The following is a 12,606-nucleotide window of genomic DNA, read 5'->3' as shown; positions in this document are numbered from 1 at the left end:
TATTGCTTTTTCGATAACAATCTGCTAAATAATAAAAAGCATACTGCAAAATACTATCATTATTTGATGTTAGTATTTTATTTAAATGATCTGTTGCAAAGCCATACAATCCTTTCCGATAATAAGAAAACCCGATTTGATAAATTTGGCTCAATGTTAAAGTGTCCTTCAAATCTTTGTATTCTTCGAAGTAAGCTATAGCTGGGTCAAAATTTTCAAGTTGGTAACAAGACTGAGCTTGTAACAAAACTAAATCAGTATAATAATTATACTTAGAAGAATCCAAAATAGGTTCTAAATAATTTACTAGTGTATCATACTGACCCTTATTAAATAAAATTTTTGAAATAAAATAAGGAATGTCCTTAGCATATTTTTCTGAATAAGTTAAAGACTTTAAATCATGTAAAGCATCTATATAATTTCCCTCATTAATTAATAACTGTGAGTTGTAAAAAACAGCATCATCTTTATATGGATTTTCAAAAGAATTTATTAGTTCAAAAAAACAATTTTTAGACAACTCAAATTTATTTATCGAAAAAGCACTGTAACCAAGATAAAAAAAAGCATGACTTTTTTTATCTCTTTCTAATTTATATAAGTTTACGTCACTTAATAAATCAACAACTTTTAAATACTTCTTCTTTTCAAAAAAATATTGACTCATAAAAAAAATTGCATTTATTTTTTTATTGCTAAGTTCATAAGATGTCAAAAAATTATTAAATAAAAATTCTGTATCAGGATGATATAGTTTTAGAGCAGACATAAAATGATAATAAGAGGCATGTTCGTCCAAAGAACTTAACTCAGAAGGACGTTTATTCAAAAAATTATCAAAATATTCTCTTGCACATATATAATCTTCATTAAAAAAACAATCTATGGCTTTACTGTAGTCGTGTTTCATGTTTTGTGAAAACACAGAATTAAAAGCAATCAAAAAAAATAATAACAACCTATACATGGTAGATTTCATAATCTGAATTATATTTTTCAAAAATACAACGTAAACGTACGTATAATAATTTCAACAAATTAATTAACATTTGCATTTATTTTTTATATTTCATTAAAATACATATTAACAAATGTCTAATTTAATTAATTTACATTGAATATTACTCAACCAATTATATCTTTAGAAGGAGCACAAATTTATCAAAATAATCATCTTATATTGAAGGATGTAAATTTTGAAATTATGAATGGAGAATTCGTTTACTTAATAGGTAGAACAGGAAGCGGTAAAAGTAGTTTACTTAAAACACTGTATGGCGATTTAAAACTAATTGAAGGACAAGGTCATATTGCAAATTTTAATTTAAATAAACTTAGAGAGAAAGAGATACCATTTCTAAGAAGAAAAATCGGAATTGTTTTTCAAGACTTTCAGCTTCTCGAAGACCGAACTGTGGCAGATAACTTACTATTTGTAATGCAAGCAACTGATTGGACAGATAATAAAAAAATAAAGCAGAGATTATCCGAAGTATTAGAACTTGTAAGAATGGGTACAAAAGGACATAAAAAACCTCACCAACTTTCAGGAGGAGAACAACAAAGAATAGCAATTGCAAGATCATTAATCAATAATCCTGAAGTCATATTAGCAGATGAACCCACTGGAAACCTAGATCCTGAAACATCAGAGGAGATAATTCAATTATTACAAAACATTACTTCAAAAAAAACTGTTATCATGGCTTCGCATGATAAATACCTAATGGATAAATTTCCTCAAAGAACCATTATTTGTGAAAAAAATAATGTTTTTGAAAAATAAAATGAACTTATCAATTTTAATACCGTGCTATAACTGGGATGTATATCAATTAATTCTTGATATTTCAATTCAATGTCAAAAAGAATATAACTCTAGTCTATATGAAATTATTTGTATTGAAGACGGGTCAGTAAACTTATTTGAAAATAAAAAAATTTCAAACCTTAAAAAGGTTAAATATGAAATTTTGAGCAATAATATTGGAAGATCGGCGATTCGAAACTTATTAGCTAAAAAAGCTAAGTTTGAATGGTTATTATTTATTGATTGTGACTCAGAAATACTAACGAAAGATTTCGTTAAAAAATATAAAATCCAATCTAAAACTAATCAAAAAAAGCAAATCTTTTATGGTAAAACAGTATATAAAAAACATAATAATCCTAAAACCATTCTTCATGAAAAATATGGAAGAAAAATAGAATCAAGGAGCAAAGAAAAAAACTTCTCATCTCATCACTTCTTAATTAAAAAAACTGCATTTAAACATGTGTCATTTGATGAAAAAATCAAAACATATGGATATGAAGATGTTTTATTTCAAATAAAAAGTCCGATGGAATTTAGATATATTAATAATCCCTTATATCATACAGGTTTAAAAAACGCAAATGATTTTCTTTATGACTGTGAAACAGGGCTAAAAAACCTTTCTAATTACAAGCAACAAAAAGAAATTATTGAAAAGATAAAAATTTTAAAATGGTGGAAAAAACTGTCATTTGCTCATTATTTAATAAATAAAATATTTATTTTATTTAAACCTATAATTGTTTATAATTTAAGATCTAAACACCCTAGTCTTTTATTATTCCAACTTTATAAACTAGGGCTTATAATTAATCTAGACCTTGATACTTTTAAAAATTGAAAAAAGTTTCTTTTCTTCTTTCGACCAAGAAAATTCTTTTTTAGCTAGTTTTATTTTTGAATGAAAATTATTGTCAGAATTAGATAATAAAAATTTCATTTGATTAGCAATAGCTATAGGCTTCCTAGACTGAATTACTGAACCTATAGGGTACTGAAGAATAATTTTTTTAAATTCAGGTAAATCGCTAACAAGCACTGGTATCTCGGCATTAACATAGTCAAAAATTTTATTAGGAAGAGAATACCTATAAGCTAAGCATGTATCTTCTTCAAAAGACAACCCTAAATCTGCTGTCTTTGTTATTGAAAATAATTCATTAAAATTCCTCTTTCCAAAAAAAACAACCTTATCATCTAAATTTTGAGCAGTAACAAATTTTTTGGTATTAAATAAAAGATCTCCTCCTCCTATTATATAAAGTCGAGCATCGACATATTTCATTGCAAGAATCATCAACTGAATTCCTCTATCTCGATTTACTGCGCCCTGATAAATAATTATTTTTTCTTTTTTATTTTTTTCAGCACTAGGTATTTCTAAAGTTATTGGAAAATTCCTTATAACAAACATGTTAATTTTATATTTAGCTCTGTAATAAGCAGCGATACTATCACTAACAGTATAGGAATACTTTATTCTTGGTAAACAAAAACTTTCAATACAAAGCCATATATATTTAACAAAAGGTCTATTCAATAATTCTGGAACTTCAGTAAATAATTCATGACTATCATATACGATTGGTTTATTTTTTATTTTTGAAATAAAGAAATTTGGAAGTAATGTGTCGAGATCATTAGATAAAAGGATGTCAAATTTTTTAAATAATAAAAAAAAGAATAACCTAATATTAAATTCTAAATAAAATAAAAAACCCTTATTAAAACAAACATTCAATTGATGACAATTATAAGAACGTAATTGTAACCTTTTACCTTTCCTGCCTACAAGAAAAACACTGTAACCTTTATTAAAAAGAGAGGATGCAACCTTGTGTACGCGCTGATCAGTTGACAAATCATTGGTTACAGAAATAAAAATTCTTTTCAATTTGATTTAATTTGTTAATTCAATTTAAATAATTTAAAACAAATTATATTAGCATTATGAATATAGTAAATTATAAATCATTACATGATCTAAACACCTTCAAAATAAATGTAAATGCAGAAAGTTTTATAAATATTCAATCAGAAAAACAAATTTTTGAATTACTAGAAAACAAAAGCATAGTTAATAAAAAAATATTTGTTTTAGGTGGGGGAAGCAATATTTTATTTACCAAAGATATTAAAGGTCTTGTTATTCATAATCAAATTAAAGGAATTAAAATAACAAATGAAACCAATAAATTTATCATAGCTGAGGTAGGTGCAGGTGAAATATGGGATCGGTTTGTTGAATGGAGCACGGAAAGAAATTTATTTGGAATTGAAAATTTATCATTAATCCCTGGATATGTAGGTGCGGCTCCCATTCAAAATATTGGTGCATATGGGACTGAATTAAATGATGTATTCCAAGAATTAACGGCTATTAATTTACAAACTAAAAAATTACAGATTTTCAAAAATGCAGATTGTCAATTTGGATATAGAGAATCTATTTTTAAAAATAGTTTAAAAGGAAAGTTTATTATTACAAAAGTAAAAATTAAACTATCTAAAATTAGTAACCCAAACTTATCTTATCACGCAATTAAAACTGAAATAGAGAATTTAAATCACAAATATTTTAAAAGTAAAGACATTAGAAAAATAGTTATTGGGATTAGAAAAAGAAAACTTCCTGACCCTAAAGTTATTGGCAACGCTGGAAGCTTTTTTAAAAATCCAATTGTTGACTTAGAAACATATAATAAAATAAAACTCTCATTTCCTAAAGTTCCAGCATTTAAAACTAATAAACATATAAAAATGCCTGCTGGGTGGCTAATAGAAAATCTCAATCGGAAGGTTAATGTAGAAGAAAAATGTGGTATTTATGATAAACATTCATTAGTACTAGTCAATTATGGTCATGCAAGTGGAAAAGATATCCTAAATTTATCTCAAATAATAAAAAGAGATGTTAATCGAAAATTTAATATTAAATTAGAAGAAGAAGTATCGATTATATGAATTCAACAATTATTTTATCTGTATTCTTGATCGGAATATGTTTTTTAGGCATTTGTGTTAAAATACTTGTCAAAAAAAACGGTCAATTTAGTGGCACATGTGCTAGTAACAATCCCCTTTTGAATAAAAATGGGGAGAAATGTAGTTATTGTGGAGCAGAACCTGATGAATTTTGCAAACAGGAGGAAAACCCTTCTGAAAAATAATATAAGGTATCATCTCCTTCTACAAAGATTAAGCTACCAACTATATTTTTTCTTTTTAAAAATTTTTTTGCTGAATCTAAACCAAATGACATACACGCAGTTGCATATGCATCTGCATACATACATTCATCGTGTAAAATAGTTGCACTAATAAGTTGATTAGTAACTGGTAACATTTTTATAGGATTTATTGTATGGCTAATTTTAATAGAATCAGAATAATAAAAATTCCGATATGAACCTGAAGTAGCTAGAGAAATATCACTTAATTTTAAAATATATGCGAATTTTTTATTTACATTATTTGGGGCATCAACACCGATTTTCCATAGATTACCTAAATTATCTCCAGAACAAACAACTTCGCCTCCCAGTTCGATCATAAAGTCATATATACCATTTGACCTGAAAAAATCTGAAAGATAATCTACAGTATAACCCTGGGCTATTCCATTCAAATCAATTTGTGTTAATTCGTTTTTTATAAGTTTATTCTGCTCTAAAGTTATTTTATCACATCCAACGTCATATAAAGAATTATCAATAATATTTAAATCTTTTCTTTTTTTATTGGGACCAAAACCCCAATCAGAAACAATAGGGGAAACTGTTATATCAAACATTCCATTTGTTTCATAACAGATTTTAATCGAATTAGACAAAACATAATAAATTAAAGAGTCCAATGGTATATCAATATTATTATTGATTTGAGAAATAGTTGAATTAGGAATATATGAAGACATAGATAAGTCAATAACTCGTAATAGACTATCTACAGACTTCTTAGATATGATATTATTTTTCGTATGGTACTTAATTGTATAAGTAGTACCTTGAGCATAACCACTAAGAACAAAAGTATCGTGCTTTTTTTTCAAGCAAGAAGTTAATATTATAAATAATAATACAAAACCAAATTTATTCACCGAAATCATCAAAGTCGACATTTTCTTCTGGAATACCCCAATCATCACACATTTTTAACACCGCTTGATTCATTAAAGGAGGTCCACAAAAATACACTTCAATATCTTCAGGTGCATCATGTAACTTGAAGTGATGATCGATTACAATTTGATGTATAAATCCAACAAAACCATCTCCTTCATCATCAAGACTCTTTTTTTCCTTCCAATTATCTTCTGGAAGAGGTTCAGATAATGCAACGTGAAATTTAAAATTTGAAAATTCCTTTTCAATATTTCTAAAGTCGTCAAGATAAAACAATTCTCGTTTGGAACGACCACCATAAAAAAATGTGACCTTACGAGATGTTTTCATTGTATGGAATAAATGAAATAAATGTGAACGCATAGGTGCCATACCTGCACCTCCACCAATATATATCATTTCATTATCCGTTTCTTTTATAAAAAACTCACCATAAGGACCTGAAACGGTAACCTTATCACCTGGTTTCAAAGAATACACATAAGAAGAACATACACCAGGGTTAACATTCATCCATGTGTTTTTTGATCTATCCCAAGGCGGAGTTGCAATTCGAATATTTAACATAACTATATTGCCCTCAGCAGGATGGTTGGCCATTGAATATGCTCTAAAAATTTCTTCGTCATTTTTCATACTCAAATCCCATAAATTGAATTTATCCCACTCGCCCTTGAACTTTTCAGCACCAGCAGGGTCATTTGGATTTGGTGCAATATCCATATCACTGTATGGAACTTCTACTTCAGGAACATCGATTTGAATATAACCACCTGCTTTAAAATCAAGGTTTTCTCCCTCTGGTAACCTTACTACAAACTCCTTAATAAAGGAAGCAACACTATAATTTGATACCACTTCACATTCCCATTTTTTAATACCAAAAATTTCTTCTGGTATATTAATATCCATATCATTTTTAATTTTCACTTGACAACCTAGTCTCCAGTTGTCTTGTATTTCTTTTCTAGTAAAATATGGTTTTTCTGTTGGTAAAATCTCACCACCACCTGAGTTAACTTGGCATTTACACATGGCGCAAGTACCTCCCCCTCCACATGCCGAAGGTAAAAATATTTTATTATCACCAAGAGTACCTAATATGGTACCACCTGGATTTATTTGAATATTTTTTTGACCATTAATTGTTAATGTAACTTCACCAGAAGGAAGTAGTTTAGATTTAGCAAAAAGTAAAACACTAACTAAAGAGAGTATAACAACTAAAAAGAAAACAACTGCTGAAATTATAGTATATATCATAATTAAATTTTTATCCCCATAAAGCACATAAATGCTATACCCATTAAACCAGTAATAATATATGTTATCCCAAGACCTCTTAAAGGAGCAGGAACATTAGAATATCTTATTTTTTCTCTAATAGCTGCAATCGCAACAATAGCTAAATACCAACCAACACCTGATCCTAAGGCAAAAGAAGTAGCCTCAATTATTGTAGAGTATTGTCTTTCTTGCATAAATAAAGCTCCTCCTAAAATAGCACAATTAACAGCAATCAAAGGTAAAAATATACCAAGAGAGCTATATAGAGCTGGAGAAAATTTCTCTATAATCATCTCAACAAGTTGAACCATTGCTGAAACTACTGCTATAAACATTATTAAACTTAATACGTTTAAATCAACATTAATAAAATCATCGCCTAACCAATGCAAAGCGCCTGAACTTAAAATAAAATTCTCTAAGATCCAATTGACGGGAACTGTAATACCTAAAACAAAAATTACTGCTAATCCTAATCCATTTGCTGTAGTTACTGTTTTAGATACTGCTAAATACGAGCACATGCCTAGAAAATATGCAAAAATCATATTATCTATAAAAACACCTTTAATAAAAATATTTACTAAGTCCATATTAATTTTCCTCAATTAAATCGTTATTTCTAGATCTTTGAATCCAAATGATTAAACCCACTACTATTAAAGCCATTGGAGGTAAAATCATTAAATTATTATTAAAATACCAACCGCCTCCTGATTCATAAAAACTTTCAGGAAAAACCTGATATCCCATTAATTTGCCAGCACCAAAAAGTTCCCTTACAAATGCAACAGCAACTAAAATCCAACCATATCCAAAAGCATTACCTAAGGCATCAAGAAATGAGTCCCATAGTTTATTTCCCATTGCAAATGCTTCTAATCTACCCATGATTATACAATTAGTAATAATTAAACCAATAAAAACTGATAACTGTTCTGATGCATCGGGCAAAAAAGCCTTTAAAATTTGATCAACTAAAGCCACCAATGAAGCAACAACTAGCAATTGAACAATAATTCTGATCCTGTTAGGAATGTGATTTCGAAGAATTGAAATTATTGAGCTTGCAGAGGTCATTACAAAAATGACAGCAAGAGTCATAACAAGAGCATTTTCTAATTGAGTGGTAATAGCAAGAGCTGAACAAATTCCTAGTACCTGAATAGTAATAGGATTTTGATCTCCCATAGGATCTGCAATTAGCTTTTGATGTTGCTTGTTAAAAAATGATTTCATTATAAGTTATATATTATCACTATTAATTACTTGAACTATAGTGTCATTTACATTATTAAATTTTGAAAAATAGTTATCATATACCTGTAATGTATTTTCAAGCATGTCAGAAACTCCATCGCTAGTTATAGTTCCTCCTGTAATACCATCAACTTGATGAGGATTACCTTTTTCTGCACCACCTTTTTTCACTTTAACGGAGACAAATTTTCCAATATTATTTTTAATTTTTTTTCCTTTAAATGGATTTTCAAAAATATCTGTATTTATCTCTGCTCCTAAACCTGGAGTTTCTGCTTTATGATCAAATGCAGCACCATAAACAGTGCTAAAATCATCTTCTAAAGCAATAAATCCCCATACGGGGCCCCAAAGACCGGTTCCTGCCATTGGAACAATATAATAGGTTTGATTATCTTTTTCGGCAGTAAAAAAAGGATACTTAAAATCATCCGGAGATAAAGTTTTATCTCTGTATTGAAACAATACATCAATATTAAATGCTAATCCATCAATAATTTCTCCTTGATTATTAATAATAGTTTCATTAACAATATACTTATTATATTCTTCTTGGGCTTTCGATCTACTTGCATTGACACCAATAGCACTTAAAATATCAATCATTTTTTTATCTGTGGCATTTTGTTTTTTTCTTGGTTGAAGTACTTCTGAAGTTACAGCTAAAATAGTACCCACTACTAAAACCATAATAATAGCAAATGTAAACGTATATAGATTAGTTTCTTTATTCATTAACTTTTAATCTTTTTAACCTCTTATTAATATTTGCTTCTATAACATAATGATCAATTAAGGGAGCCATTACATTCATAAATAAAATAGCCACCATAACACCTTCAGGATAAGCAGGATTGAAAACACGTATCAGAACCGACAACACTCCACATAAAAAACCATATATGATTTTTCCCTTATTAGTTTGTGCTGCTGAAACAGGATCAGTAGCCATAAACACCATTCCAAACAAAAAACTACCAATACAGAGTTGATGAATTGGGTCAAGAGACATAAATAAATTAGTATCCGGAGCAACTAAATTAAAAATAAATGCCATGAATAAACCTCCAAGAAACATTGAAGCCATTATGCGAAAGGAACCAACGCCTGTAAACAATAAAATCGCAGCACCAAACATTATGGCAATTACAGATGTCTCACCAACAGATCCTGGAATGATACCCAAGAATGAATTATATAAGCTATAAGCACCATCTGAAGAAAATTCACTCATCTTACTAATAATAGTCTCATCATTTGGGTTAACATTAACCATACTAGCTAATTGGCCCAAAGCAGTTTCTCCTGAGACACCATCAATTTTATCAGCAGAATGGACCCACACCTTATCACCAGACATTTTAGTAGGATATGCGAAAAAAATAAAAGCTCTAGCTGTTAAAGCAGGGTTTAGAATATTCATCCCAGTTCCCCCAAAAACTTCTTTTCCAATAATTACCGCAAATATAACAGCAAGTGCCAACATCCATAATGGAACATCGATTGGCATGGTCAAAGGAATTAACATTCCGGTAACTAAATAACCTTCATTAACCTGATGTTTTCTATTAACCGCAAAGGCAAATTCCACACTTAAACCTACAACATAAGATACAATTACTAATGGCATAAATTTCCAAAAACCAAAAAGAAAATTATCCCAATTGGTAACACTAATCATATCATTTAAGCCAGTGCTAGCCAATTGTAAATGATATTGATAGCCTGTATTCCACATACCAAAAAACAAACAAGGTAGCAAAGCAATAATCACAATTACCATTGTTCTTTTAAGGTCTACAGAGTCTCTAATATGAGTTCCTGATTGAGAGGTGTGATTTGGAACAAATAAAAATGTCTCGAAAGCATCGTATGCCGGATACAAACTATGTAAAGCACCCTCTTTTTCAAAATGTGGTTTTATTTTTTTTAATATGTTACGCATTAACTTCATTAACTACATTCTTTTTTAATTATATCAAGTCCTTTTCTAATAATTGACTGAACTGGTATTTTAGAAGTACAAGAATATTCACATAGTGCAAAATCTTCTGTATCAACTTCGTAAATCCCAAGCTTTTCCATTAATTCTATATCCTCAATAAGAACTGCCTTAATTAATTGCACAGGAAAAATATCAATTGGCATATAAGACTCATATTGGCCCGTAACTACATATGCTCTTTCTTCACCATGGTTATTAGTGTCCAAATCATATTCTCGTTTACTAACTAACCATGAGAAAAAGGTTCTAGACAAACTATATTTATGAATACCCGGTAACAACCAGCCAAAGAACTCACTATAATTTCCTTCAGTAATCACAGATACTTGAAAATCATAAAAACCTAAATAACCATCTGAGCTAATTCTTTTACCAGTCAAGACATTTCCGCTTATAAAGCGCTTTTCACCATTAACTAAATTACTCTTAACTATTGGGTCTATTGATGTTCCTTGAATAACTCTATAATATCTGGGCTTTTTAACTTTAGAACCTGTTAAAGCAATTATTTTAGAGGCATCATACTTACCGTCCCTAAAAAACTTTCCAATTGTAACAATATCTTGAGGGGTTAAATACCATACAACATCACCTTTATTTATAGGATCAATATGATGAATCTGAACACCTACATTGCCAGCAGGATGAGGTCCAAAGACATGATTAATCTGAACACCCTTAGCATTGCTGAATACTTTTGCAGGGTTTGAATTTCCATCCAAATTTAAATGAGTAGTACCATCGCAAAGTTGTGCAACAAGATCAAGACCCAACTGAAATACAGAGTCATCACCGTGGAAAATAAAATCGTTATCAGGAGCTAAAGGAGCAGAATCGAATGATGATATAAAAATTGATTTTGGACTATCCGAAGGATTAGCAATGGTAGCAAATGGTCTTTGGCGAATTAAGGGCCACAAACCGGCATTTAATAAATGATCAATAATTTGATTTTTATCTAAAGTCGACAGGTCAGAAGTGTTAAATTTTTTATATTTAATTTCTTCATCGGCTTCAATAATAACTTTTAATATTTTACGTTTTTCTCCTCTTACAATATCATTAACATAACCACTGACTGGGGATGTAAACTTGATGCCTTCAGAATTTTTATCACAAAACAAAATATCTCCTGCTTGTACATAGTCTCCGATTTTAACTACCATTTTTGGAATCAGTAGATGAAAATCACCAGGCTTTACCGCATAGTATTTAGAATTTGCAACATTTGCATAAACACGATCGGCAGAACCTTTTATTTTAATGTCAGCACCTTTAGAAATTTTGACATTCATTTGGAGTAAAATTTGTTTAAATATTATTGACTAAATTTGAAATTAATAGCAAAAATAAAAAAATATAAATATGTAATGATTTTTAAACAACTAATTTTATAATAAGTTATAATTTATTTGCTAAACTCAATAATAATCAATGCGAAAATTTAAAAAAGTCAAACACTTAAGCATTTTAATTCTAATTACAGTCATTAATTTACAATCTCAATCATTCAATATTTTGGATGAAAGAATCAAATTAAAAGACCATAATTACAACCTATCAGAAAATCAAAGTAATAGCAATTATTATAATTATTGTAAAACTTTAAAAATTGAAAATAATGTAAATCCACTATTAGATCCAATTATTAAACTAAACTCAACTGAAACATTGAAACTATCCTTTGATATTTTATCAAACGAATTTCATGACTATGCGTATACATTTATTCATTGTGACGCTGAGTGGAATTTATCTGATATTTCACAATCTGAATACCTAAACGGGTTCTATCATAATTTCATTACTGATTACACATATTCATTTAATACTTTAACAAACTATTGTCATTATAATTTTTTCTTTCCTAATGAAAATGTAAATTTTACTAAATCAGGAAATTACATTGTATTAATTTATGATGATTCTAGACAAATTCCTGTAGCAACCAAACGATTCAGTATCAACGAAGATATTTTGGACATACAAGTAGCAATTAAGAAAGCTACACTATCTAAAGATAGAGACACTAAACAAGAGGTTGATTTTTATATTAAAAACTACAGTCAAATTGGCATTAAAAATCCAAATAATGAATTAAAAATTATTAT

At 28.9% G+C, this 12,606-nt stretch carries 14 protein-coding genes; 5 read left to right on the top strand and 9 right to left on the bottom strand.

Going from position 1 to position 12,606, the window contains the following annotated elements; genetic code table 11:
* On the bottom strand, positions 1-913 hold a 913-nt coding region (locus CBD51_000980), incomplete at its 3' end, for a hypothetical protein (protein RPG60469.1).
* Positions 914-1,123: 210 nt separating this feature from the next.
* Here CBD51_000980 and CBD51_000975 point away from each other — a divergent pair.
* Both CBD51_000975 and CBD51_000970 read left to right on the top strand, forming a co-directional pair.
* Positions 1,124-1,789: an ATP-binding cassette domain-containing protein gene (locus tag CBD51_000975; protein ID RPG60470.1), complete on the top strand. Its 666-nt coding sequence runs from the start codon at positions 1,124-1,126 to the stop codon at positions 1,787-1,789.
* The gene (locus CBD51_000970) at positions 1,773-2,660 is read left to right on the top strand and encodes a glycosyltransferase (GenBank protein RPG60468.1); all 888 of its coding nucleotides are present in this window, start codon (positions 1,773-1,775) and stop codon (positions 2,658-2,660) included. The genes CBD51_000975 and CBD51_000970 overlap by 17 nt, the downstream gene beginning before the upstream one ends.
* On the opposite strand, the gene CBD51_000965 is transcribed toward CBD51_000970, so the two are convergent.
* Entirely contained in the window at positions 2,634-3,713 is a 1,080-nt protein-coding gene (locus CBD51_000965; GenBank protein ID RPG60467.1) for a glycosyltransferase, read from the bottom strand. The genes CBD51_000970 and CBD51_000965 overlap by 27 nt on opposite strands.
* A 56-nt stretch (positions 3,714-3,769) precedes the next feature.
* Between CBD51_000965 and CBD51_000960 the strand changes: the two genes are divergently transcribed.
* A complete protein-coding gene (locus tag CBD51_000960; GenBank protein RPG60466.1) occupies positions 3,770-4,783 on the top strand; it encodes a UDP-N-acetylmuramate dehydrogenase in 1,014 nt (337 codons plus the stop codon).
* The gene (locus CBD51_000955) at positions 4,780-4,989 is read left to right on the top strand and encodes a membrane or secreted protein (protein ID RPG60465.1); all 210 of its coding nucleotides are present in this window, start codon (positions 4,780-4,782) and stop codon (positions 4,987-4,989) included. The genes CBD51_000960 and CBD51_000955 overlap by 4 nt, the downstream gene beginning before the upstream one ends.
* Here the strand turns inward: CBD51_000955 and CBD51_000950 are convergent.
* From CBD51_000950 to CBD51_000920, 7 genes are read right to left on the bottom strand one after another with little or no spacing between them, the layout of a single operon-like run.
* A complete protein-coding gene (locus tag CBD51_000950; protein ID RPG60464.1) occupies positions 4,929-5,963 on the bottom strand; it encodes an FAD:protein FMN transferase in 1,035 nt (344 codons plus the stop codon). The two genes, CBD51_000955 and CBD51_000950, sit on opposite strands and share 61 nt — an antisense overlap.
* Positions 5,911-7,206, bottom strand: coding sequence for an NADH:ubiquinone reductase (Na(+)-transporting) subunit F (locus tag CBD51_000945; protein RPG60463.1), 1,296 nt, complete (start codon positions 7,204-7,206; stop codon positions 5,911-5,913). The genes CBD51_000950 and CBD51_000945 overlap by 53 nt, the downstream gene beginning before the upstream one ends.
* Before the next feature lie 2 nt (positions 7,207-7,208).
* On the bottom strand, positions 7,209-7,823 hold the full coding sequence (gene nqrE, locus CBD51_000940; protein ID RPG60462.1) for an NADH:ubiquinone reductase (Na(+)-transporting) subunit E: 615 nt from the start codon (positions 7,821-7,823) through the stop codon (positions 7,209-7,211).
* 1 nt (position 7,824) lies between these two features.
* Positions 7,825-8,469 carry an NADH:ubiquinone reductase (Na(+)-transporting) subunit D gene (locus CBD51_000935; protein ID RPG60461.1) on the bottom strand — a complete coding sequence of 215 codons (645 nt, stop codon included), beginning with the start codon at positions 8,467-8,469 and terminating at the stop codon, positions 7,825-7,827.
* A 6-nt stretch (positions 8,470-8,475) separates the two neighbouring features.
* Complete coding sequence (nqrC, locus tag CBD51_000930; GenBank protein RPG60460.1) at positions 8,476-9,225, bottom strand: NADH:ubiquinone reductase (Na(+)-transporting) subunit C; 750 nt, start codon at positions 9,223-9,225, stop codon at positions 8,476-8,478.
* Positions 9,218-10,444: an NADH:ubiquinone reductase (Na(+)-transporting) subunit B gene (locus CBD51_000925; protein RPG60459.1), complete on the bottom strand. Its 1,227-nt coding sequence runs from the start codon at positions 10,442-10,444 to the stop codon at positions 9,218-9,220. Before CBD51_000925 ends, nqrC begins: the two co-directional genes overlap by 8 nt.
* A complete protein-coding gene (locus CBD51_000920) occupies positions 10,444-11,790 on the bottom strand; it encodes a Na(+)-translocating NADH-quinone reductase subunit A (protein RPG60458.1) in 1,347 nt (448 codons plus the stop codon). Before CBD51_000920 ends, CBD51_000925 begins: the two co-directional genes overlap by 1 nt.
* A gap of 139 nt (positions 11,791-11,929) precedes the next feature.
* Here CBD51_000920 and CBD51_000915 point away from each other — a divergent pair.
* On the top strand, positions 11,930-12,606 hold a 677-nt coding region (locus CBD51_000915), incomplete at its 3' end, for a DUF5103 domain-containing protein (protein RPG60457.1).

Source organism: Flavobacteriales bacterium TMED191 (assembly GCA_002171975.2).
Taxonomy (GTDB): Bacteria; Bacteroidota; Bacteroidia; order Flavobacteriales; family TMED113.
Note: the sequence above shows the minus strand (reverse complement) of the source record. Positions and strands in the feature narration are given on the sequence as shown.